This is a genomic window from Saccharopolyspora sp. NPDC002376, from assembly GCF_053593195.1.
This window is the reverse complement of record NZ_JBSFBZ010000004.1, coordinates 110447-133144: the sequence shown is the minus strand read 5'-3', so window position 1 is coordinate 133144 and position 22698 is coordinate 110447. Positions and strand designations below refer to the sequence as shown.

Genomic DNA, 22698 nt, shown 5'->3' with positions numbered 1-22698 from the left:
TCTAGTCCAGCACCGAGGCGACGTCGCCTTCGACAGGCGCGTCCGGTGCTGCGTTCTTCTCCGGTTCTCCGGTCAGGCGCTGGGAAATCACCTGCGTGATGCCGTCGCCGCGCATGGTCACGCCGTAGAGCGCGTCGGCGATCTCCATGGTCGGCTTCTGGTGCGTGATGATGATCAGCTGCGAGGTGGTGCGCAGCTGGTCGAGCAGGGTGATCAGGCGGCGCAGGTTGGTGTCGTCCAGCGCCGCCTCGACCTCGTCCATCACGTAGAACGGCGAGGGGCGGGCGCGGAAGATCGACACCAGCATGGCCACCGCGGTCAGCGACTTCTCGCCACCGGACAGCAACGACAGCCGCTTGACCTTCTTGCCCGGCGGCCGCGCCTCGACCTCGACGCCGGTGGTCAGCATGTCCTCGGAGTCGGTGAGCGTCAGGCGCCCGTCGCCGCCCGGGAACAGCACCTTGAACACCGTCTCGAACTCGCGCGCCACGTCCTCGAAGGCCGAGGAGAAGACCTCCAGGATCTTCTCGTCGACCTCCTTGACGACGCTGAGCAGGTCGCGGCGGCTGTCCTTGAGGTCTTCCAGCTGCGTGGACAGGAACTTGTAGCGCTCCTCCAGCGCGGCGAACTCCTCCAGTGCGAGCGGATTCACCTTGCCCAGCAAGGAAAGGTCCTTCTCCGCGCGCTTGGCCCGGCGCTCCTGGGTGGCGCGGTCGAACGGCACCGGCGGCGGTGCGCTGACGTCCTCGCCGCGCTCCTTCGCCGCCTCGTACTCGGCGATCTCGGCCGGGCCCGGCTGGATCGGCACGGTGGGCCCGTACTCGTCGACCAGGTCGTCCAGGCCGATCCCGAAGTCCTCGATGATCTTGGTTTCGAGCTGCTCGATCCGCAGCCGCTGCTCGGCGCGCACGACCTCGTCGCGGTGCACCGCGTCAGTCAGCTTCTCCAGCTCGCCGCTGAGCTCGCGCACCCGCGCGCGGATCGCGCCGAGCGCCTGCTCGTGCTCGCTCTGCTTCGCCTGCGCAACATCCCGCTCCTCCGTCGCGGCGCGCAGCGACCGCGCGATGCGCTCAAGCGCGGTCTCGCACCCCGCCACCACGGCCTGCGTCACGCGCGCTGCGCGTTCCCGCGCCTTGCGCGCCGCCTCCGCGCGAGCCCGCGCTTCGCGCTCGTGCCGCGCTGCGCGGCGCAGCTGGTCCGCGCGCCCCTGCACGGCTCGCGCGCGCTCTTCGGCGGTGCGCTGGGTGAGACGGGAGTCCATTTCCTGCTGGCGCACGGTGGTGAGCTCGGCGCTGAGCCGGTCGCGTTCACCGGTGTCGGGCTCGGCCGCCTCGTCCTGCTCGGTCTTGACGATGCGCAGACGCTCTTCGAGCTCGGCGAGCTTGACCAGAGATTGTTCGCGGGACTGCTCGACCTTCACGCGCTGGTCGCGAGCGCGGTCGACGTCAGCCGCCGCGGAACGAGCCGCGCGCTCCAAGCTGGAGAGCCGTTCGGTGCTGCGGGCGCGCTGGACCTTCGCGTCGTTGAGCTGCTCCTGGACCGCGCGGACCTCGGCGCGACGAGCTTCTTCTTCCGCCCGTGCGCCTTCCAGCGCGGCCGAGTGCTGTTCGGCGCGGCGCTGCGCTGCGGCGAGTTCGCGTTCGGCTTCGTCGACCGCGGCCTGCACCTCGATGGCGCTCTGCCGGTTGTCGGAGCCGCCGATCGCCCAGTGCGCGCCGAGCACGTCACCGTCTGCCGTCACCGCGCGGACTTCCGGGTGGCGCTGGACGATGTCGCCCGCTTCGGTCAGCGAATCGACCACGGCGACCTTGTCGAGCGCCCTGGTCACGGCCGCGCGGAGACTGTCCGGGGCGCTGACCAGATCGGCGGCCCAGCGTGCGGAACCGGGCAGCTGCGGCCAACCGGACCGGTCGAGGTCCACCTCGGTGCCGATGAGCAGGCCCGCCTGGCCAGCTTCGTCGCTGCGGAGCAGTTCCAGCGCGGTCACGGCGTCCGTCACGCCGCGCACCGCGACCGAGTCGGCCACCGCGCCGAGCGCCGCCGCCAACGCAGCTTCCGCGCCCGACTCCACGTTCAGCAGCGCGGCAACCGAACCGAGCAGTCCGGGAATGCGGTCACCGGCCGCCATGAGCGCGCCCGCGCCGTCCTTGCGCTGCAAGCCCATCGTCAAGGCCTCGACGCGGGCCTTCCACGAAGCGATCTCCCGCTCCGCAGTCCGCTCGGCCTTGACCAGTTCCTCGACCCGCGCCCGCGCGACATCGCGCGCCTCGGCAGCTGCCTCGCGGCGCTCTTGGAGACCCGCATCGTCGGAGTCGTAGCCGCCGCTCTCTTCTTGAGCGTCGGACAACGCCAGCTCGGCTTCCTCCGCGCGGCCGGTGGCTTCCTCCAGCGCGTCGGTAAGGCGCTCGATCTCGTCGGAGGTGTCGTTGACCTTGGTGCGCAGCGACTCGACCTGGCCAGCCAGCCGCGCCGTGCCCTCCCTGCGGTCGGCGATGGCCCGAACCGCGGCCAAGTGGGCCTGTTCTGCCTGCTTGAGCCCCGATTCCAGCTCCGAGCGGCGCTGGACGACCTCGTGCAGGGCTTCGCGGGCCTCTTCGAGCTGTTCGCGGAGCTCGATCTCCTGCTCGGCAGCTTCTTCGGCCTCGGCGTCGAGCTGATCGGGGTCGCGGCCCGAGCGCTGCTCGTCGGTCTGCGCGGTCAGGTGGCGGTACCGTTCCGCAGCCAGCCGCAGCGTGCCGTTCAACCGCTCTTCCAGCGCGGACAAGCGATACCAGGTCTCCTGGGCGCGGTTGAGCCGCGGCGCGTCGGCAGCGACGTGCTCTTCGAGGGTCTTCTCCTCGGACTGCGCGAACTGCAGCGCCCGCTCCACCTCGGCGCGCTTGACCCGGGCGGTTTCCTGATCGGCCTCGTCGCGGGCCAGGTCAGCGCGCGCGGTGACCAGGTCGTCGGCGATCAGACGCAGCCGGGCGTCGCGCAGATCGGCCTGCACGGTCTGGGCCTTGCGGGCGATCTCGGCCTGCTTGCCCAGCGGTTTGAGCTGACGGCGCAACTCACCGGTGAGGTCGGTCAACCGGGTCAGGTTGGCCTGCATCGCGTCGAGCTTGCGCAGCGCCTTTTCCTTGCGCTTGCGGTGCTTGAGCACGCCCGCGGCCTCTTCGATGAGCCGGCGGTTCTCCTCCGGCTTGGCCTGGAGGATCGACGCCAGCTGCCCCTGCCCGACGATGACGTGCATCTCGCGGCCGATACCGGAGTCCGACAGCAGTTCCTGCACGTCCATCAGCCGGCACGAGTTGCCGTTGATCTCGTACTCGCTGGCCCCGTCGCGGAACATCCGGCGGGTGATGGAGACCTCGGTGTAGTCGATGGGCAGCGCGCCGTCGGAGTTGTCGATGGTCAGCGTGACCTCAGCGCGGCCCAGCGGAGCGCGGCCCGCGGTACCGGCGAAGATGACGTCTTCCATCTTGCCGCCACGCAGGTCCTTGGCGCCCTGCTCGCCCATCACCCAGCGCAGAGCGTCGAGCACGTTCGACTTGCCGGAGCCGTTCGGCCCGACGACGCAGGTGATGCCGGGTTCGAAGCGCAGCGTGGTGGCCGAGGCGAAGGACTTGAACCCCTTCAGCGTCAGGCTCTTCAAATGCACGGCTGCGATCGACCTTCCCGTGAATGGTCCCCCTGGTCACGTCCGGCCGAGCCTACCGCTGCCGCCTCCCCCGACCGCGCAGAACCGCTAGCAACACCCGAACCACCAACGCCCGCAGCTCCCCACCCGGCCCCGAAGAAGATCAGGTTCCCCGCTCCAAGGAAACCCAGAACCCCCGGACTTCCACATCCCGGAACCCAACGCCGTCACCCCGGAGGTGGTCAATATTCTCGCGAAATTGACACCCCACCCCGGCGGGTCAGCGCTCGACGAAGCCCGTCAGACCGCCCTTGGGGTCCGACCACTGCTCGGCGACGAAGTCGACGCGGCCCGGGGTTTCGCCGGAGCGCAGCGCGGCCAGGAGCTTCTCGCAGGATTCGCGGGGGCCTTCGACCACCACCTGAACGCGGCTCGCCGGCAGGTTCGTGGCGCTGCCGACCAGTCCCAGCTCGAGCGCCCGGGCCCGCGTCCACCAGCGAAAACCCACGCCCTGCACATGTCCGTGCACCCATGCGGTCAGTCGCGCAGCTCCGGAATCCGTCACGCCCGGCATGATGCCGCACCACCCCTGCACGCGCCCCAGTGCGTCCACCGCGGCGGGGCAGGCCGGTATGATCCGCCCGATTCGGCGGAGCCCGGGTGTTTCGGGGCATCCGGTTCAGGACCGCGCGAAGAGCCGACGAGTGGGGCACCGATGGACGACCCGTTGCAGGTGGAAGACCCGGACGCCAGACCGAAGCGACTGGTGGTGCTGGCCGCGGCGGGCATCGTGGTGGCGACCGCGTTCGCAACGACGGCCGCGATGGTCGTCGGGACCCAGCAGCAGACCGCGGCCACCCCGGACTTCTCGTTGAAGCCGACCGCCACCTCCCACCCGGCGACGACCACTTTCACCTCGTCGTCGCTGCTGCCTCCCCCGCCAGTCACCAGCGAGGAGACCTCGCAGGAGAGCGCCACCAGCTCCGAGAAGACCAGCACGGGCCCGAGCTCGCCCAGCGACGAAGCACCGCCCCCGGGGCAAACGCCGACCCCACCGCTGACCGGCCCGGGCCCTGACCCCGATCCCGACCCGACGCCGACGTGGGATCCGCCGAGCACCACGCCGCCCACGACGACGCCACCGCCGACGACCACACCGCCGACGACAACGCCGACCACCGACTCGGAAGACCTGGAAGATCCCGAATGACGCTGGCCGTGCACTCCTGCCGGTCCCTGTGCTCCTGGCACCAAACTCCCAAGCAGCTCAACGGTTTTCCACTGCTGGCCTGCCGAGGCTGCGGCTCGCAGTGGATCCGCAGCGAACCGTGGACGCCGATCGATCACACCGGGCAAATCCCGGACGACGTCCGCGCGGAACTCACCGAACGCTGACCGGTCACCGCGGATCGCCGACGACGACCAGGTCAGCGCGAGCCCGGGTGGGCGCGATCAAAGCCGCGTTGGCCTCGTCGCTGCGCTGCACCCATTCCGCGGCTTCCTCCGGAGTTCGCCCGTGCGAGACGTGCCGCGCGACGAGCCGCTGCACGCGAGCCTCGTCATCCGGAGCTAGGAACCAGCACTCGTCCAACAGCTCCCGAACTCCGGCCCAGGGCGGGGTGTCCAACAGCAGGTAGTTGCCTTCAGTGATGACCAGCGGAACATCCGGCTCCACGGCGATCTCCGCGGCGTAGGACTCCTCGATCTCCCGGTGGAACCCCGGCGCGTAAACGGTGTCTGCGGCATCCCTGATCCGCCGCAGCAACGACACGTACCCGGCAGCGTCGAACGTGTCGGGAGCCCCCTTGCGATCCTGCCGCCCCAACCGCCGCAACTGCGAGTTGGCCAGGTGGAACCCATCCATGGGCACAACAACCGCAGAGTCACCGAGCTCCGTCAGAACCCGCTCGGCAACGGTCCCCTTCCCAGCCCCAGGAGCCCCAGCAATCCCCAAAACCCGCCGCTGCCCGCTGCCGGCCAAAGTCCGAGCCCGCTCAACCAGTTCCGAATACCCGACCAAGAAACGACCTCCCCTGAATCAGCCCCAGGCTACGGCCGCAGGAGAACGTGCTGGGCGCCTGCTTTTAGAACCTGTTCTTGAACTCGTTTTGCGTGGCGGTGCGGGTAGCGGAACCTCAGCGCCCGCCTGGACTGCGGGTGCCCAGACTTATGTATGTCCAATACGCGGCGTCAGGGCCGTCCTCGCCAGGCGAACGCTGAGAACCCGCGGCGGTGCAAGCTGCGAAGGTGGGTTATGCGCCTGGCGACGCATCAAAAGAGATCAAAAACAGGCACTTAGTCGTCCCAGACTTCGGTTAGGAGTTCTCGGACGTACTCGGCGATTCGGACGTTGTCCGCTGGGGCGATCGTGCTCCAGCGGCGGCCGTCTCCGCTGGGGCGGACGACGTGCAAGTAGCGACCCTGGTCGGTGTCGTGGAAGGCCACTACTCGGTCTGCTCGTTCTGGGCGGCCTCGGTTCGGGCTGGCTTCTACGCCGAACTGGCCTCGGATGCCCATTCCGTTCGCCATGTGGGCCACGTCCGCTGCGTCGTCCGGGGGGATGCCCAGGGCGCGCAGTTCGTCGGTGAATTCCAGCGGGTTGTTCGGGCCCGCGTAGTCGCTGGCCTTGCGGAGGACGTCGTTGGGGAGGCTCACCGCTCGGCCCGGGCCCGGGGGCATGTCGCCCGCCACCGACACCGCCGCTTCGGCCAGCGAGCCGCCCCGGATCGGGGTCAGCTCCACCACGTCGGCGTCGACGATCGTCAGCAGTCCCACCGCGCCGTTCGCCGAGGCCAGGGCCCGGATCGAGCGGTCAGCCCAGATCCGCACGTCGACACTGCGCTGCGGACGGTCGAGGAGGCCGAGCAGGTCGGCGAAGTCGACGTCCAGCCGGTCCCGGGACGGTTCGGCGAGGCGTTTGCCGCGCAGCGACGCCCACACGTCGGCCACCAGCTCGGCGCGTTCGGCGTAGGTCGCTCCGGGGCTCGGCACGTCCAGCACGATGTGGCGGTGCTCGGTGAGCTTCTCCACCTCGCAGACCACATCGAATTCCAATGTGGACAAGACGATCGGATCGGCTTCGGCTCCAGGGCGCACGTCAGTCCTGCTTCTTCGGCTCGTTCTCGGCGGGCGGGTCCTCGTCGTCGCTGTCGGCCCCGCCCAGCACCGGCGGCGCGACCAGTCGCTCGTCGTCGAAGGGGGTTTCCTCGGCGACGTAACGGTTCTCGTGCTCGGCGTCCTCGCTGCGCTTCTCGCCGCGGGTCGCGGCCGGGCCCATCATCGAGCCCGCGACCGGACGGCTGCCCGGGGTCTTGCCCGCGGCCTTCCCGGCCACGGTGTCACCCGGACCGCCGCCGACGACCGACGCCCCGCCTCGGGCCATGGACTTGCCGTCGCCACCAGCAGGAGCCGGCGTCCCGCGACCGCCGAGCATGCGGCTCGCGCCGTACGCACCGATACCCACTACCGCCGCACCACCGGCCGCGATCCCGAGTATCGTCCCGGCGCCGATGCCGCCGCTGTCGCCGGTCGCCTCCGGGGTCTCGTCCGCTTCGCCGCCCGTGTCGATCTCGCCCTTGTGCCGTTCGCCGCTGCGATCACCGCGCCCGGGCGGAGTCACGCCCGGACGTCCCTCGCCGGTGCGGCCATCACCAACACGACCGTCACCAACACGGCCATCACCAACACGGCCATCACCAACACGGCCATCACCAACACGGCCATCACCAACACGGCCATCACCAACACGGCCATCACCAACACGACCGTCACCGACACGGCCATCACCGACCCGCCCCTGCCCGGGCCGGGCGTCGCCACCGCCGATGCTGCCGACGATCGCACCAGGCACGCCCATGCCGGGCGAACTCACCCCGGGCTGCGGCGAACCGCCGACGGTGCCCGCCGAAACGGACCCGGCGCCGAATCCCGCGCTCGCCATGCCAACGGGCGAGGCCGACTGCGCGGTCACGGTCGCGGGCGGCGCCTCCGGCAGCGGCTGGTAGGTGTCCGCCTGGCTCACCGAAGTGTCGCGATAGGACGCCAACGCGGCCTGCGCGGCCTTCTTGTTGGCGTCGATCTGCTTGGCTTCCTTGTCGTAGTCGCTCTCGTAGCCGAAAGCGCCACCGGCCCACTCGACTACGTTCTCCGACTGCTTGTGCCGCAGCTCGTCGGTGTTCGGCAAGGTGTGGCGGGCCGATTCGTACCCCCGGCCCTGCTCGTCGACGCTCTGCGCGGAAGCCCGCAGCGGGTCCGGGGCATCGGACATGAACACCGCCTGCTGCTGGGTCGCGGCGGCGGCGAGGCTGCCCGCGTTGCCCTCCCAAGCGATCTGCAGCTTGCCGAGCTCGCGGCGCAGGGTGTCGTCCAGCTCGACGACGACCTTCACGCACTCGTCCAGCGCCCGCACCGCGGACTGCATCGACTCCGTGCCGATTCCCTGCTTGACCTTCGTGATCCACTCCTGGAGCTGGGGGATGTCCAGCCCCTCGAACCGGATGTCGCGGATCGGATCGATGCTCGTCACAACGTCCCCCTAGCCCTTGGCCTGCAAGGTCGTCACAGCCGCCCCAGCGGCCTGCTGGGCCTTCTCGCACATCTGCTCGTTGTTGAGCTCGCTGCCCCCGCTGAGCAGGCTCAGCGACGCCCAGAGCGTTTGCCCGTCGGCGGCGTCGACGAACACGTCGCAGCCCAGCCGTTCAGCACCGGCGATCTGGCTGCGCACCGCGCCGAAACCGTTGACGTCGAAGGTCTTCCGGGATCCGTCGGCGCTGTTGACCTTCTCCAGGAAGGGTTCGATGCCCTGCGGCACGACGCGCAGCGAAATGCCCGTGCTCACACCGGTTCCGTCGCTCAGGTAGCCGCAACCGTTGTAGTTGTTGCCGTTCTTCTCCACCGGGCCGGGACGCGCGACCTGCAGCTGCGACATCTGCTGCCCGGTCAGCCAGGTGCAGATCTCCGCGTCCTGCGCACCGGCGATCGGGAGTTCGGCGGGACGCTTCGGCATTCCCGATTCAGCGCTGGCGGGGGTCGATTCACCGGCCGGCTCCGGGTCCGGTCCGTTCACCGTGCAACCGGCCAGCAGCAGCGCAGCAGCGGTCAGACCGAGCAGACCGCTCAGCCGGCGAACGCGCGACGAGCCACTCACATCTGCCCCTGCTGAACGTTGAAGGACGCAACGATCTCGTCGTCGGTGTACCCGTACTGCTTGGCCGCTTCTTCCAGCTGGCGCCCCAGGTCGAAGACGTTGTCCACGTACTGCTGCAGCCGCGCGTAGTGGGAATCCTGGTTGCCCACCAGGTTCGCCGTCCACACCGTCGCCGACGTAGCGCTGACCTCGTCCTCCCCGGGCGCGGAAACGATCAGGCTCGGCATCAGGTCGCGGAGCTTCTGCCGCGCCTCTTCCGCCGCCGCGAGGATGACCTTGCGGACTTCCAGGACGTTGTCCTTGTTGACGGTGAGGGTTTGGCCTCCACCTGGAGACGGCGGTGGTGGCGGGGCTGGCGTCGTCATCGCGGGAAAACCCCCAGTCAACGGCTGCTGATCACCAAGTCGTCCGCCGACCCTAGCAGCGGCGTTCAGCACCCGTCAGCAACTCGGGAGAACTTCACGCGAACCCAACAATCCCATGCGCAATCGCGAATGCGACAACCGCCGAACCCACCTCGCCAATCGCAAAATCCGACAACCCCCCGCCGGACAACTGCGCAGGTCCGGGATGGTGCAACACCCCTTCGAGTGGGCCGATCGCACATTCGTTGGTTGTTGAAAGAAAACAAGTTCCGCGAATCAGATCGATCCGAACGCCATATCCCGGGAATCGGGTCCACAACAGCTGGATCCGGCCGCCCCGAAATGAGATGAACCTCATGCACTTCTCCCGCATTACCGCCGATAGGAGCAATAAGCGCGGTGATTCAACCGACACGGGCAACAAGTTCGAGATCGCCCGCACCGATGAGTCCACTTGGTACAGTCCGTCCCCGTTTCGTCTTCATTGTCCGTGCTGGGGAGGCATGGAGCCATGACGCTTGCACACTTGCGCCCGGGTACGGGGTTTCCCCGGTCCGCTGGGGTTTTACGCATCAGCGGAGTCCTGTTCGACCCGCCAGATCCGGCCGAGGAGCTGATCGACGCGCTGGATTCGTTCCGCGCCGATCGGACGTCGATCGAGCAGCTGGCCGAAGTCATCCGCGGCACCGGGTTCTTCACCCCGGTGTCCGATGAGGACCGTGGGGTGGCGCTGATCATCGCCCGCGCCGGCGAATTGTCCTGGCTCGGGGCGTTCACCTCGCTGCCCCGGATGGCCGAGTTCTACCGCGAGTCTGGACGCGGTTCGGACACCGTGCGTTACGCGGAGCTGACCGGGGCTGAGCTGCTCGAGCAGTGCCTGCCCGCCCTGCCCAGGGGCACCGGGCTGGTGATCGACGCCGGGGCCGAGCACAGCATCGCGCTGGGCCCGGTGGCCGGGCTGGTACCTGACGAGATCGCACTCACCGAAGGCAGCAATTGATGGGGCACAACGGTTTTCGCGTCGACCTCGGCGCGCTGAAGAACGCCGAGGAGGGCATCCGCGAAGCGGTGTCCGAACTCGGCGGAATGGCCGGCTGGGGCAACGAATCCATGGGCAAGCAGGGCATGGGGTTGGAGAAGTACACGCTGGATTCCGCCCCGCTGATCGGCAACGGCGCGCTCGGCGCCGCGCTGATCCAGCTCGGCCAGTCCTGGGAATGGGGCATCCGCTACCTCGTCGAGGACGGGCAGGCCGCGGTGGACGCGCTCGGTGAGGCCCACGGCTCCTACCAGCAGATGGACGGCCAAGCCGTGCAGGAACTGCTCCGAGGGACTGGTGCCTGATGGTCAGCAACCAGAGCACGTTCGACCAGGACGTCGCGTCGGCCGGCAACGAGCTGCACAAGCTCGGCCAGCTGACGGGGATCGGCCCGCAGGACGTGATCCCGGGCGATCTCCCCACCGTCAGCGAGGTCGGCGAGCACCTGACCAAGCTCGGCGGCGCCTTCGAACGCGCTGGTCAGGGCATCAAGTCGATCGATTCCGACGGCTGGACCGGGCAGGCCGGCGACGCCTTCCGGGCCAACTTCCTGGACAAGGCGCCGGGTGAATGGCTCAAGGCCGCCGACGCCATCTCCGACGCCGGCCGGGCCGTCCTGGACTACCAGCAGGTCCTGGCCACCGAGAAACCGCGCGCGCAGCGGGCGAAGGAGGAGCTGGACCGCTCGATCGAGGCCTCGGAAGCGGCAGCCGCCAAGCACAACGCCGCGGTCGACGCTTACAACGCCGGTGGTTCGGGCCAGCAGCCCGGCGCGTTCGTGGATCCCGGCGCGGAAGCACGTGAACGCGCGAAGCAGGAGATCGCCGCAGCCAAGGCGGCGGTGCAGGCGGCCGGCGAACGCGCGGCGAAAGTGGTGATGGCCGCCGCCGAGGGTGCCCCGGCCGCCCCCGGCCCACTGGCGCAGCTCGGCGCGAACATCGTCGACGGCGCCCAGATCATCGGCGACACCGCGTACGAATTCGGCGCTGGCGCTGTCGACGGCGTGGTCGGCATCGCCCAGGGCCTCTACGGCCTGGGCAAGGCCTACGTCTACAGCCAACCCGGCATGCAGGTCATCGATCCGGAAGGCACCGCGGAGTTCAACCGCGCCGCCTCGACGACCCTGCAGTCGGTGGTCGAAAACCCCTGGCAGGCCGCCAAAGCGCTGGTCAACGTGGACGGCTGGAAGGAGAACCCGGCCCGCGCCCTCGGCTCGATGGTCCCCGACGCGGCGGCCAGCATCACCGGTGCCGGCGCGGCAGCCACGGTCGCGACCCGGACCGCCAAAGCCGCTGACCACGTCGCCGACGTGGCCGACGCCGCGGGTGACGTCGCCCGCACGGCCGACCGAGTCGGCGACGTCGGCCGCCACGCTCCGGACGGCACACCGCCCTGGGCCGACATCGACTCCGTTCCGCCGCCGCGCGCACCGGACGCCCCGTCCACCCCGCAACCCTGGGACGGCCACGAATTCGGCCCCAAGGGCTCGGACCCGCTCCCCGCCCCGGAACCCCCGCAAGCCCCGGCACCAGAACCCCGCAGCAGGGAGCTGCCGGAGTGGTTCCACGACGAAACCCCGGACAGCTGGCTGGACGACGGCAAGGGCGCCCCGGAGCCGCTGCCGGAACCCATGCCGGAGCCGGGGCCTGACCTCAGCGGTCCCACCAGCCAGCCCATGCCTGAAGTTCCCGGGCCTCTGACGTCCGCAGAGGACGCCGCACGACGGGGGTCGCTGGAGAGCGAGGTGCGAACCTACGAAGGCTGGGCAGAGCGATCGAGTCCCGGCGATCTCCATGAAATGCGCCGCCAAACGGGTGGGATGCACCGATGACGTCTGGAGAAGGAATGAACGAGGTGCACAGCACCCCGGTACTCGTTTGGACGCCGCACCCCGGGCAGGGTGGCCAGGTCGTGCGTGCCCAGGCTCGTATCGATTGGTGGCGGATCGGCGGCGAAGTGCGCATGCGCGCCACCGGTCTCTGGGAACCCGTTGAAGCCACAGCGCTGGACGTTTTCCGGGCCCTCTGGGGAATCCGGGACAAGCTCCCCGAGGTGAACTTCTTCGTTCAGGGCGCTCGACGGGACGCCTGGCACGGAACCGCCCAGTACCCATGCGACATCGATCAGGCCGTGCTCTGCACGCACTTCGGGCAGCCTCCGCAACCCGCTGCCGTACCGGTGCTGGCCCCGTTGCCGGAAGGCCGCTCCGACCTGATCGCGCCCAGTTGCCTGTTGCACCTGCTCTACCACCGGGAATGGGCCGGCGAAGTCCCACCAGGCGGACTGACCTGGACAGGTTTCCAGGAACACCTGCGTAGCTCCGGTCAGCCGAGCTGAACGGATCCATTCGCTGAACCCGTGGTGAACAGCGCGTGATTCCTGGTGGGGGCACCGCCTTTCGCGCCTAGGCTCCGGTCACCGGTGGTTCGGGTCTGGAGGCGGTGCTGTGGGGGTCACTTGGGGCGATGCCGTGGTGGCCTTGGCTTCGCTGTTCGGCGAGCACGTCGGCAGTTGGGTGTTGGGCGTGCTCGCCGCGGTGACGATTAGCGCTCCGTTCGTCGACCGGTTCTTCGTGCGGCGCAAGCGGATTCACTACCGTGTGCTCTACAACTCCAAGATCGGGTTGAGCCCGGTGCAGCTGCACGACGGCGAGGTGGAGCCCGCGCACGAGGACCTTACGCCGATCGCCAAGCTGGTGGACCGGATGAGCATCGTGGTCATCCGGGTCCGCAACACCGGCAGCTTCGACATCGAGGCCAAGGACTTCGCCGAGGACATCTCGTTCAACTTCGGCGAGCGGATCGTGTGGGACGCGCGGATCTCCGAGGCGCCGACCCAGGCCATCCGCCAGCGGATCCGCAACAACCTGGTGTTCCTCCCCGAGGAGCAGGACGTCGGGCTCCCCGAGGGCAAACCTGCTGGCGAAGCCGGTCTCGGCGTGCTCCGGGCCTGGCTCGGGCGGCGGTTCGAGACCTACGTGCAGGCGCAGCCCACCGGGTCCGCCGAGGTCGGGCCGCAGTGGCACGGGGTTCGGTTGTCGAAGCTGAACATGGAGCGCGGGCAAAAGTTCAAGCTCGTGGTGGTGCTGCGGGAACCGGACGACGAGCCGGCGAACGCGGTCGGGGACGACTTCGCCACCAGCAAGGAGATCTCCTTCGCCGGCAGCATCAGCAACGGTCGCATCACCGACGAGAAGCAGCAGCGGCGCGTCACCTGGCCGCTGATCACCACCGCTGTCGGGCTGCTGCTGGCCGGTGCGCTCGTCACGACGTTGCTCACCGGGGTTTCCGCCACCGCCGGCGGTATCGCCTGCGCGTCCGGAGAGCTGCAGGTCAAGGGGTCCAGCGCGTTCGCGCCGATCGTCGGCACCGTTGCCGCGAAGTACGACGAGACCTGCCAGACCGACATCCGGGTGACCCCGACCGGCAGTCTCGGCGGGTTGCGGGAACTCAAGCAGACGAACGAGCCGGACAAGCTCGCGGTGCTGTCCGACGGCCCGGCGAAGGACGCGAACGACTACGTGGGCCGTCCCGTCGCCGTCGTCGTGTACGCGCTGGTGGTGAACGAGTCTGTGGACGTGCCGGACCTGAGCACCGACGATCTGCGGAAGATCTTCTCCGGCGAGCACACCGACTGGAAGCAGGTGCGGGGCGGCGGCGAATCGCTGCCGATCAACATCGTCGGGCGCGGTGCGGAATCGGGCTCGCGCACCGTTTTCGAGCAGAAGGTGCTCGGCGGGCAGGAACCGCCGCTGTCCTCGGACGGCTGCGCGAAACCCGACCGGCAGGGATCGACCACGCCGACCCGGTGCGAGCGGACCGAAACGCAGGACGCGATCGCCGCCATCGCCGCGACGCCCGGTGCGATCGGTTACGCCGACGCCCCCGCGGTCCGGCGTGCGATCGCCGAGAACCGCCCGCTGCACATCGTCACCCTCGACGGCAAAGCCCCGACCGTCGACGACGCGCTGCGCGGGTACCCGTTCCGGACGGTGGAATACCTCTACACCAAGGGCGAACCGGCCGACGACACCCTGCTCAAGCGCTTCACGACATACCTGAACAGCGACGCGGGCCAGGCCGTGATGCACGACCGCGGCTACACCCCGTGCACCGGCCCGAACGGACCCCATCCCCTCTGCTCACCCCAGCCGTGAGCACTTTGAGTCGCTACAGCAACCCAAAATGCTCACGGGTCTTCAAAGTTCGAAGCGGTAGCCCATTCCTGGTTCTGTGATCAGGTGCTGGGGGTGGCTCGGGTCCTGTTCCAGCTTTCGGCGGAGTTGGGCGAGGTAGACGCGGAGGTAGTGGGTTTCGTTCGCGTACTGGGGGCCCCAGACCTCTTTGAGCAGTTGTTTCTGGCCGACCAGGCGGCCTTGGTTGCGAGCGAGGACTTCGAGCATTCCCCACTCGGTCGGCGTCAGGTGGATCTCCTCGCCGTCGCGCAGGACCCGCTTCGCGGACAGGTCCACGGTGAACGTCGCGGTTTCCACCACTGGTTGGTCTGCCGTGCCGGTGGTGCTGCCGCGGCGGACCGCGGCGCGCAGCCGGGCCAGGAGTTCGTCCATGCCGAAAGGTTTGGTGACGTAGTCGTCCGCGCCCGCGTCCAGCGCCAGCACCTTGTCGGTGGAGTCGGTGCGGGCCGAGAGCACGATGATCGGCACCGTCGTCCAGCCGCGCAGACCTGCGATGACCTCGCCGCCGTCCATGTCGGGCAGGCCGAGGTCGAGCACCACCACGTCGGGTTTTCCGTCTCCCGCGGCGCGCAGCGCGGATGCGCCGTCGGCGGCGGTGAGCACCTGGTAGCCGCGGGCGCTCAGGTTGATCCGCAGTGCGCGCAGCAGCTGCGGTTCGTCGTCGATCACCAGGACCTTCGTCATCGTTTCCCCTGTCCATCCGCCACTGGCAGCGAAAGCACGACCGTCAACCCGCCGCCGGGGGTGTCCTCCGCGTGGATCGTGCCGTCCATCGCCGTCATGAACCCGTGCGCCACGCTCAACCCGAGCCCCACCCCGGCCGGGCCCTGGTCGCCGCGCTCACCATGCTCGCCGAGCCGCTGGAACGGCGCGAACACCGCGTCCGCCGAGCCTTCGGGCAGGCCCGGACCGTGGTCGACGACCCGCAGCTCCACGCGGGCCGCGTGCTCGCTGGCGCGGACGCTGATCCGCCCGCCGTCCGGGCGCCCGTACTTCAGCGCGTTCTGCACCACGTTCGCCACCACTCGTTCCAGCAGCCCCGAATCGGCCAGCACCGGGGGCTGCGACTCGTCGATCTCGACGTCGATGTGCTGCTGCCCGTCCAGCCCGGCCAACGCGCCCGCCACGACCTCGTCGTAGCTGACCGGGCGCAGCCGCGGTGCGATGGCGCCGGTGGCCAGCCGGGAGGAGTCGAGCAGGTTGCCGACCAGGTCGGTCAACCGGTCCGCCGATTCCTCCACCCCGGTCAGCAGCTCGGCGGTGTCCTCCTCCGAGAGCTGGAGATCGGGTGCCCGCAGGCTGCTCACCGAGGCCTTGATCGACGCCAGCGGGGTGCGCAGGTCGTGCCCGACCGCGGACAGCAGCGCAGTGCGCAACTGCGTCGCATCGGCGAGCCGCTGCGCTTCCAGCGCTTCCGCGGCCATCCGCTGCTGGCGCAGCGCGACCAGCGCCTGCCCAGCCGCGCCTTCCAGAACCGTGCGGTCCGCCGCCGGAAGAGGACGTCCGGACCGTTCGAGCACCAGGTGCACGTCCGGGTTGACCTCGATGTCCACATCGGACTTCTCCGGGCTGGTGCAGGGCCGCGCACCGGTGGAAGCCGCCACCTGCCAACCGTCCTGGGTCCGCTCCAGCAGCGCCGCGGAGGTCAGGCCGAAGTTCTCCACCACCTTCTCCAACAGCCGGGCCAGCGGATCCGGGTGGGTGAGCACAGTTCGAGCGTAGGACGTCAGCAGCGCTGCCTCGGTGCGCGCGCTGGTGGCCTGCTCGGCGAGCCGCGCTGCGCGGTCGACGGTGAACGCGACCACCATGCCGACGATCATCATCGCTATCAACGTCACCAGGTTCTGCGGCTCGGCGACGGTCAGCGTGTACAGCGGCGGGGTCAGGAAGAAGTTCAGCAGCCCGCCGGACAGCAGTGCGGCGACGATCGCCGGTGCCATCCCGCCGACCAGCGCGACGATGACGGTGGCCAGGAAGTAGCCGACGACGTCCGTGGACAACGCGCCGAAGCCGAACGCGTAGGCCACCGCCGTCACCGCGCTCGGCAGCAGCACCGCCAGCACCCAACCCCAGACCTGCCGGACCAAGGACAACGGGTTGCGGGCGATCTTCTTCAGCAGCGGCCGCCCGCCGGCTTCGGGGTGGGTGACCATGTGCACGTCGATGGCACCGGACTTCCGCACCGTCAGCGCCCCGATGCCCTCGTCGAACACCCGCGCCCAGCGGGATCGGCGGGAGGTTCCGACCACCAGCTGCGTGGCGTCCGCGGCGCGGGCGAACTCCAGCAGCGCCGCCGGCACGTCGTCGCCGACGACGGTGTGGAAGCTGGCGCCGACCGCATCCGCGAGCTTGCGGGCGCGGGCGACACCCACCGGCGAGACGCCCGCGAGGCCGTCGCTGCGCAGCACGTGCACCACCTGGAGCTCCGCGCCGGCACGAGCGGCGATGCGGCGGGCTCTGCGGATCAGCGTCTCGCTCTCCGGGCCGCCGGTGACGGCGACGACCACGCGCTCGCGGGTCTCCCAGGTGTCGGTGATCTTCTTCTCCGCGCGGTAGCGGCGCAGCGCCACGTCGACCTGGTCGGCCAGCCACAGCAGTGCCAGTTCGCGCAGCGCGGTGAGGTTGCCGGTGCGGAAGTAGTTGCCCAGCGCGGCATCCACCCGGTCGGCGGCGTAGATGTTGCCGTGCGCCATCCGGCGGCGGAGCGCTTCGGGGGTGATGTCGGCGAGCTCGATCTGCTCGGCGCGGCGAACCACCTCGTCCGGCACCGTCTCCTGCTGGCGGATGCCGGTGATCGCCTCCACGACGTCGTTGAGGCTTTCCAGGTGCTGCACGTTCACCGTGGACAGCACGTTGATCCCGGCGTCGAGCAGTTCCTCGATGTCCTGCCAGCGCTTCTCGTTGCGGGAGCCGGGGGCGTTGGTGTGCGCGAGCTCGTCGACGACCGCCACCTCCGGTTTGCGGGTCAGCACGGCGGCGAGGTCCATCTCGGTGAGCCCGACGCCGCGGTGCTGGACCTCCGCCCGCGGCACGACCTCCAGACCGTCGACCAGCGCGGCGGTGTTGGACCGGCCGTGGTCCTCCACGAAGCCGACCACCACGTCGGTGCCGCGCTGGGCCCTGCGGTGCGCCTCGTTGAGCATCGCGTAGGTCTTCCCGACGCCTGGTGCCGCGCCGAGGTAGATCCGCAGTTCCCCGCGCCGCCGTCCGTTCTCCGCCACGCTCCCAGTCTCCTACGACCCGCTGTTATTACTCGTCAAATCCCGCCGTCCCCCGGAGCGGTGTCAGTTTTTAGGCAAAACTGACACCACCCATCCCCCGAGCCGGAGGACACCCCGCCCCTGACCAGCAGCGTCACCCGGGTCTAGATGACAGCGGCGCGAAGCGCCACCGTGGGGGGCGGTGGTCGGGCGAAGGGCTGGCTCAATTTCGCGCGAAATTGACCACCTCCTGGCCGGCGGCCTGGTGGATGGCGACGTTGAGGGTCGTCGTGTTGACCGCTGGCTCGGAGATCACCCCACCTGTGGTGTTCTCCATGATCAGGCGCCGGACCTCGTTCAGCGGGAGCTTGGTGACGCGGGCTACGCGCGGTGCCTGGAGGTCCGCGTAGGCCGGGCTGATGTCCGGGTCCACGCCGCTGCCCGACGCCGTCACGGCGTCCGCCGGCACTTGCTCCCCCGCCACGCCCTCGCGGACGGCGATCGCGGCGCGCCGCTGCTGCACCACCGCCAACAGCCTCTCGTTGGCTCCGCCGTAGTTGGAACCTCCCGTGACCGACGGGTCGCCGGACGCCGACGGGCGGGTGTGGAAGTACGGATCGTGCGCCGGATCGGCCGGGACCGGGTCGATGCCGATCAACGACGACCCGACCACCCGGCCGTCCACCACGATCTGCGATCCCTCGGCGTTGGCCTGCAATCCGGGGATCCGGCTGATCCCCCAGATCGCCAGCGGGTACGCCACACCCAGCACGACCGTCGCCACCAGCAACAGCCGCAAGCCCGCCAACGTCTGCCGCAACAACGTGCTCTTCATCGGGTTACCTCTCCGGTTTCGCACAGTTTCAATGGAAACTGTGATCAGCCGTGGGTGGAAATTACAGTTTCAATTGAAACTGTGGTCCACCTCGGACGGTGGGATGTTCAGCCGATGCCGGGGATGAAGCGGATCAGCAGGTCGATCAGCCAGATGCCCAGGAATGGCGTGACGATGCCGCCCAGGCCGTACACCAGCAGGTTCCGCCGCAGCAGGGCGCTGGCGGAGGTCGGCCGGTAGCGAACTCCGCGCAGCGCCAACGGGATCAGCGCCACGATGATCAGCGCGTTGAAGACGACCGCGGACAGGATCGCCGAGGTCGGCGTGGCCAGCCGCATGATGTTCAGCGCGTCCAGTTGCGGGTAGATCGCCACGAACATCGCGGGCAGGATCGCGAAGTACTTGGCCAGGTCGTTGGCGATGCTGAAGGTCGTCAGCGCGCCGCGGGTGATCAGCAACTGCTTGCCGATCTCGACGATCTCGATCAGCTTGGTCGGGTCGGAGTCCAGGTCGACCATGTTCCCGGCTTCCTTCGCCGCCGCCGTGCCGGTGTTCATCGCCACCCCGACATCGGCCTGCGCGAGCGCGGGTGCGTCGTTGGTGCCGTCACCGGTCATCGCGACCAGCCGCCCGTCCTCCTGCTCCGCCTTGATCAGCGCCATCTTGTCCTCGGGCTTGGCCTCCGCGAGATAGTCGTCGACGCCGGCTTCGGCGGCGATGGCCTTGGCGGTGAGCTCGTTGTCACCGGTCACCATCACGGTGCGGATCCCCATCGCGCGCAGCTCGGCGAACCGGTCCGCCATGCCGGGCTTGACCACATCGGACAGTCGGATCACCCCCACCACTCGGGTAGTTCCGCCGCTGCGCTCGGCAACCACCAGCGGAGTCCCGCCCTGCGACGCGATTTCGTCGGTCAGCGCTACCACTTCATCCGGAACACCCTCGGCCCAGGACCGAATCGCGCTGGTCGCACCCTTGCGGATCTCGCGGCCGTCGATGTCGATCCCGCTCATCCGGGTCTGCGCCGAGAACTCGACCTCCTCGGCCAACAGCTCTGCGCCGCTCGCCTGCTCCGGCAACGAGAACTGCTCGGCGCAGAACACCACGATGCTGGTGCCCTCGGGAGTCTTGTCGGCCAGGCTCGACAACCGCGCCACGTCGGCCAGTTCGCGCAGCGTCACGCCACCGACCGGGAGGAGTTCGGTGCACCGCCGGTTGCCGAAGGTGATCGTCCCGGTCTTGTCCAGCAGCAACGTGTCCACGTCCCCGGCCGCCTCCACCGCACGACCGGACTTGGCGAGCACGTTGCGCTGCACCAACCGGTCCATGCCCGCGATGCCGATCGCCGACAGCAGAGCGCCGATGGTGGTCGGGATCAGGCACACCAGCAGCGCGGTCAGCGTGATCACCGACAGCAGCGAACCGGAGTAACCGGCCATCGGCTGCAGCGCCACGACCGCGAGCAGGAAGATGATCGTCAACGTGGACAGCAGGATCGTCAGCGCGATCTCGTTCGGCGTCTTCTGCCGCTGCGCGCCTTCGACCAGCGCGATCATCCGGTCCACGAAGGTCTCGCCGGGTTTGGTGGTGATCCGCACGACGATCCGGTCCGACAGCACGGTGGTGCCGGCCGTCACGGCCGAGCGGTCGCCGCCGGATTCCCGGATGACCGGGGCGGATTCGCCGGTGATCGCCGATTCGTCGACGGTCGCGATGCCTCGCACCACGTCACCGTCACCGGGGATGGCCTCCCCCGCCTCGACCACCACTTCATCACCGATGCGCAGCGCAGTTCCGGGCACGCGCTCCTCTGCGCCGTCGACCAGCCGCCGTGCGACGGCCTCGGTCTTGGTGCGCCGCAACGATTCCGCCTGCGCCCGGCCGCGCCCTTCGGCAACGGCTTCGGCGAGGTTGGCGAACAGCACGGTGAACCACAGCCACGCGGCCACCGAGATGCCGAACACGTTGGGCTCGAGCACGGCGAGCACGGTGGTTAGCACCGAACCCACCCACACCACGAACATGACCGGGTTGGCCAGCTGGTGCTTCGGGTTCAGCTTGCGCAGCGCTTCCGGCAACGACGTCCACAGCTGCTGCGGGCTGAACGCTCCCGCCGCGAGCTTGCGCGGACCGGTTTCCTCTTGTGCGGTACGAGGTTCCGCCAAGGTCGTGGTCATGCGAGGGCCTCCGCGATCGGTCCGAGGGCGAGCGCGGGCAGGAAGGTCAGCGCCGCGACGAGGACAACGGTTCCGCCGAGCAGTCCGGCGAACAGCGGGCCGGTGGTGGGCAACGTGCCCGCCGTGGTCGGAACGCGCTGCTGCGCGGCCACCGAACCGGCCAGCATCAGCACCGCGAGGATCGGCACGAACCGGCCGAACAACATCGCCAACCCGAGCGCGACCTGGAAGAAGTCGCTGGTGGCGGTGAGTCCGGCGAAGGCGCTGCCGTTGTTGTTGCCGGTGGAGGCGAAGGCGTAGAGGACCTCCGAGAGCCCGTGCGCCCCGGTGTTGGTCATGGCGTCTGGAGTAGACGGAAGCGCCAGCGCGGTGCCGGTGCCGAGCAGCACCATCGTCGGCATGGCCAGGATCGAGATCGCCGCCGCGGTGACCTCCCGCCGCCCGAGCTTCTTGCCCAGGTACTCCGGGGTGCGCCCGACCATCAACCCGGCCAGGAACACCGCGATCACGGCCAGCACCAGGATCCCGTACAGCCCGGATCCGACACCGCCCGGCGCGACCTCGCCGAGCAGCATGTTCAGCATCGGAACCAGCCCGCCAAGACCGGTGAAGCTGTCGTGCGCGGCGTTGACCGCACCGGTGGAGGTACCGGTGGTGGCGACCGCGAACAATCCGGACAGGAACAGCCCGAACCGCTCCTCCTTGCCCTCCAGCGCGCCACCGGCGGCCAGCGTGGCCGGGCCGTTCGGGTGGCTCTCGGCCCACCAGACGAGGGCGGTCATCAGCGCCATGATCGAGACCATCACCGAGAGCAGCACGCGGCCCTGGCGGTGGTCCCCGACCATGGTGCCGAAAGTGCGGGTCAAGGCCAGCGGGATCACCAGCAGCAGGAAGATCTCCAGCAGGTTGCTGACGCCACTGGGGTTGGAGAACGGGTGCGCCGAGTTGGCGTTGAGCACCCCGCCGCCGTTGGTGCCGAGCTCCTTGATGACCTCCTGGCTGGCGATCGGCGCGGTGGCGATGGTGTGCGCCTGCCCGTCCAGCCCCACCACGTGGATCCCGGCCTCCAAGCTCATCGCCCCGCCGAGCGCGATCAGCAGCACGGCCGCGACCGCCGCGATCGGCAGCAGGACGCGGGTGCAGCCGCGGGTGATGTCCACCCAGATGTTGCCGATGCGCCCGGTGCCCGCTGCGGCGAAGCCGCGCACCAGCGCGATCGCCACCGCCATGCCTACCGCAGCCGACACGAAGTTCTGCACGGTCAGCCCAGCCATCTGCACCGCGTGCCCGAGCGTCTGCTCCGGCACGTAGGACTGCCAGTTGGTGTTGGTCACGAAGCTGACCGCGGTGTTGAACGCCACCGCGGGATCCACCGCGCCGCGCCCCAAGCTCAACGGCAGCCACGGCTGCAACCGCTGCAACAGGTACAGCAGCGCGACGGACATCGCGGAGAAGCCGAGAACGCCTGCGGCGTAAGTGGTCCAGCGCTGCTGGGCGTCGGGCTCGACGCGCACCAGGCGGTACACCGCCCGCTCCACGCGCCAGTGCTTCTCGCTGGTGTAGACGTGCGCCAGGTAGTCACCGAGAGGTCGGTAGACCACCCCGATGGCGAGGACCAGGAGGCCGACCTGCACCAGGCCGACCGTCAACGTACTCATCAGAACTTCTCCGGCCGAACGAGAGCGACGAACAGATAACCGATCAACAGCAGCGCCAACACGCCCCCGGCGACGTTGGCCAGCAACGCGCTCACAACCGCTCCAAACCGCGCAATGTCAGGACGAGCACGAGAAACCCGCCGATCAGCACCAGGGCGAAGGCCAGATCAGCCACCGCTGCGCACTCCCTCACTCGGATCCGGGTCGCCGGGGTTGGCGACCGCCCAGATCAAGCGAAGCCCTCCCCGCTGATCAGGTGAAGGCCTCCAGACGGCACCTTGACGCGGTGGATCAACGCGTTGACGCGTTCTTGACATCCCGGTTTCAGCCCTTCCGACCGGTGTGCACGGATCGTGAGTGGGTCACTTCACTCAGCCAGTTGGTTTCATCAATGCAACGATCTCGTTAGCCTGAGAAAAGAGTTCCGGCGCGTGTCTGGGAACTCCTGAACTGCCCGCACGAAA

The 22698-nt window shown here is 69.2% G+C and carries 20 protein-coding genes; 7 read left to right on the top strand and 13 right to left on the bottom strand.

What is annotated here, in order from left to right:
* Position 1 precedes the first annotated feature (1 nt).
* Entirely contained in the window at positions 2–3640 is a 3639-nt protein-coding gene (smc, locus tag ACWCO2_RS04835; protein WP_450126364.1) for a chromosome segregation protein SMC, read from the bottom strand.
* Between the two features lie 259 nt (positions 3641–3899).
* A complete protein-coding gene (locus ACWCO2_RS04830) occupies positions 3900–4193 on the bottom strand; it encodes an acylphosphatase (RefSeq protein WP_450126363.1) in 294 nt (97 codons plus the stop codon).
* 141 nt (positions 4194–4334) lie between these two features.
* On the opposite strand from ACWCO2_RS04830, the gene ACWCO2_RS04825 reads away from it, so the two are divergent.
* Positions 4335–4829, top strand: a complete 495-nt coding sequence (locus tag ACWCO2_RS04825; RefSeq protein WP_450126362.1) for a hypothetical protein — start codon at positions 4335–4337, stop codon at positions 4827–4829.
* Positions 4826–5014, top strand: a complete 189-nt coding sequence (locus ACWCO2_RS04820; RefSeq protein ID WP_450126361.1) for a hypothetical protein — start codon at positions 4826–4828, stop codon at positions 5012–5014. Before ACWCO2_RS04825 ends, ACWCO2_RS04820 begins: the two co-directional genes overlap by 4 nt.
* A 4-nt stretch (positions 5015–5018) precedes the next feature.
* Here the strand turns inward: ACWCO2_RS04820 and ACWCO2_RS04815 are convergent, their stop codons facing one another.
* The 5 genes from ACWCO2_RS04815 to ACWCO2_RS04795 form a co-directional block, all read right to left on the bottom strand.
* Positions 5019–5639, bottom strand: coding sequence for a nucleoside/nucleotide kinase family protein (locus tag ACWCO2_RS04815; RefSeq protein ID WP_450126360.1), 621 nt, complete (start codon positions 5637–5639; stop codon positions 5019–5021).
* Positions 5640–5914: 275 nt separating this feature from the next.
* The gene (locus ACWCO2_RS04810; protein WP_450126359.1) at positions 5915–6715 is read right to left on the bottom strand and encodes an ESX secretion-associated protein EspG; all 801 of its coding nucleotides are present in this window, start codon (positions 6713–6715) and stop codon (positions 5915–5917) included.
* A gap of 1 nt (position 6716) precedes the next feature.
* Positions 6717–8144, bottom strand: a complete 1428-nt coding sequence (locus ACWCO2_RS04805; RefSeq protein WP_450126358.1) for a PPE domain-containing protein — start codon at positions 8142–8144, stop codon at positions 6717–6719.
* 9 nt (positions 8145–8153) lie between these two features.
* The gene (locus ACWCO2_RS04800) at positions 8154–8765 is read right to left on the bottom strand and encodes a DUF3558 domain-containing protein (RefSeq protein ID WP_450126357.1); all 612 of its coding nucleotides are present in this window, start codon (positions 8763–8765) and stop codon (positions 8154–8156) included.
* Positions 8762–9130, bottom strand: coding sequence for a hypothetical protein (locus ACWCO2_RS04795; RefSeq protein ID WP_450126356.1), 369 nt, complete (start codon positions 9128–9130; stop codon positions 8762–8764). Before ACWCO2_RS04795 ends, ACWCO2_RS04800 begins: the two co-directional genes overlap by 4 nt.
* Before the next feature lie 511 nt (positions 9131–9641).
* On the opposite strand from ACWCO2_RS04795, the gene ACWCO2_RS04790 reads away from it, so the two are divergent.
* The 5 genes from ACWCO2_RS04790 (at position 9642) to ACWCO2_RS04770 (ending at position 14325) form a co-directional block, all read left to right on the top strand.
* Positions 9642–10130, top strand: coding sequence for an SseB family protein (locus tag ACWCO2_RS04790; protein ID WP_450126355.1), 489 nt, complete (start codon positions 9642–9644; stop codon positions 10128–10130).
* Complete coding sequence (locus tag ACWCO2_RS04785; RefSeq protein ID WP_450126354.1) at positions 10130–10474, top strand: hypothetical protein; 345 nt, start codon at positions 10130–10132, stop codon at positions 10472–10474. The genes ACWCO2_RS04790 and ACWCO2_RS04785 overlap by 1 nt, the downstream gene beginning before the upstream one ends.
* Positions 10474–12000, top strand: a complete 1527-nt coding sequence (locus tag ACWCO2_RS04780) for a putative T7SS-secreted protein (protein WP_450126353.1) — start codon at positions 10474–10476, stop codon at positions 11998–12000. Before ACWCO2_RS04785 ends, ACWCO2_RS04780 begins: the two co-directional genes overlap by 1 nt.
* Positions 12001–12014: 14 nt before the next feature.
* A complete protein-coding gene (locus tag ACWCO2_RS04775) occupies positions 12015–12506 on the top strand; it encodes a hypothetical protein (protein WP_450126352.1) in 492 nt (163 codons plus the stop codon).
* Between the two features lie 109 nt (positions 12507–12615).
* A complete protein-coding gene (locus ACWCO2_RS04770; protein ID WP_450126351.1) occupies positions 12616–14325 on the top strand; it encodes a PstS family phosphate ABC transporter substrate-binding protein in 1710 nt (569 codons plus the stop codon).
* Positions 14326–14367: 42 nt separating this feature from the next.
* Here the strand turns inward: ACWCO2_RS04770 and ACWCO2_RS04765 are convergent, their stop codons facing one another.
* From ACWCO2_RS04765 to kdpF, 6 genes are all read right to left on the bottom strand, one after another.
* A complete protein-coding gene (locus ACWCO2_RS04765; protein WP_450126350.1) occupies positions 14368–15048 on the bottom strand; it encodes a response regulator in 681 nt (226 codons plus the stop codon).
* Positions 15045–17585 carry a DUF4118 domain-containing protein gene (locus ACWCO2_RS04760; RefSeq protein WP_450126349.1) on the bottom strand — a complete coding sequence of 847 codons (2541 nt, stop codon included), beginning with the start codon at positions 17583–17585 and terminating at the stop codon, positions 15045–15047. Before ACWCO2_RS04760 ends, ACWCO2_RS04765 begins: the two co-directional genes overlap by 4 nt.
* A 202-nt stretch (positions 17586–17787) precedes the next feature.
* The gene (locus ACWCO2_RS04755) at positions 17788–18399 is read right to left on the bottom strand and encodes a potassium-transporting ATPase subunit C (protein ID WP_450126348.1); all 612 of its coding nucleotides are present in this window, start codon (positions 18397–18399) and stop codon (positions 17788–17790) included.
* 107 nt (positions 18400–18506) lie between these two features.
* Positions 18507–20576 carry a potassium-transporting ATPase subunit KdpB gene (gene kdpB / locus ACWCO2_RS04750; protein ID WP_450126347.1) on the bottom strand — a complete coding sequence of 690 codons (2070 nt, stop codon included), beginning with the start codon at positions 20574–20576 and terminating at the stop codon, positions 18507–18509.
* Entirely contained in the window at positions 20573–22234 is a 1662-nt protein-coding gene (gene kdpA / locus ACWCO2_RS04745) for a potassium-transporting ATPase subunit KdpA (protein WP_450126346.1), read from the bottom strand. The genes kdpB and kdpA overlap by 4 nt, the downstream gene beginning before the upstream one ends.
* Positions 22234–22329 (bottom strand): K(+)-transporting ATPase subunit F, encoded by a 96-nt coding sequence (kdpF, locus tag ACWCO2_RS04740; protein WP_093146669.1) that lies wholly within the window; start codon positions 22327–22329, stop codon positions 22234–22236. Before kdpF ends, kdpA begins: the two co-directional genes overlap by 1 nt.
* Between the last annotated feature and the right edge of the window lie 369 nt (positions 22330–22698).

What these genes read in the sequence shown, in the direction of transcription:
- kdpA (WP_450126346.1), bottom strand. Translation starts at nt 22,234, where the DNA reads ATGAGTACGTTGACGGTCGGCCTGGTGCAGGTCGGCCTCCTGGTCCTC.
- ACWCO2_RS04795 (WP_450126356.1), bottom strand. Translation starts at nt 9,130, where the DNA reads ATGACGACGCCAGCCCCGCCACCACCGCCGTCTCCAGGTGGAGGCCAA.
- ACWCO2_RS04780 (WP_450126353.1), top strand. Translation starts at nt 10,474, where the DNA reads ATGGTCAGCAACCAGAGCACGTTCGACCAGGACGTCGCGTCGGCCGGC.
- ACWCO2_RS04790 (WP_450126355.1), top strand. Translation starts at nt 9,642, where the DNA reads ATGACGCTTGCACACTTGCGCCCGGGTACGGGGTTTCCCCGGTCCGCT.
- ACWCO2_RS04785 (WP_450126354.1), top strand. Translation starts at nt 10,130, where the DNA reads ATGGGGCACAACGGTTTTCGCGTCGACCTCGGCGCGCTGAAGAACGCC.
- ACWCO2_RS04820 (WP_450126361.1), top strand. Translation starts at nt 4,826, where the DNA reads ATGACGCTGGCCGTGCACTCCTGCCGGTCCCTGTGCTCCTGGCACCAA.
- ACWCO2_RS04765 (WP_450126350.1), bottom strand. Translation starts at nt 15,048, where the DNA reads ATGACGAAGGTCCTGGTGATCGACGACGAACCGCAGCTGCTGCGCGCA.
- ACWCO2_RS04755 (WP_450126348.1), bottom strand. Translation starts at nt 18,399, where the DNA reads ATGAAGAGCACGTTGTTGCGGCAGACGTTGGCGGGCTTGCGGCTGTTG.
- ACWCO2_RS04825 (WP_450126362.1), top strand. Translation starts at nt 4,335, where the DNA reads ATGGACGACCCGTTGCAGGTGGAAGACCCGGACGCCAGACCGAAGCGA.
- ACWCO2_RS04775 (WP_450126352.1), top strand. Translation starts at nt 12,015, where the DNA reads ATGAACGAGGTGCACAGCACCCCGGTACTCGTTTGGACGCCGCACCCC.
- ACWCO2_RS04830 (WP_450126363.1), bottom strand. Translation starts at nt 4,193, where the DNA reads ATGCCGGGCGTGACGGATTCCGGAGCTGCGCGACTGACCGCATGGGTG.
- kdpB (WP_450126347.1), bottom strand. Translation starts at nt 20,576, where the DNA reads ATGACCACGACCTTGGCGGAACCTCGTACCGCACAAGAGGAAACCGGT.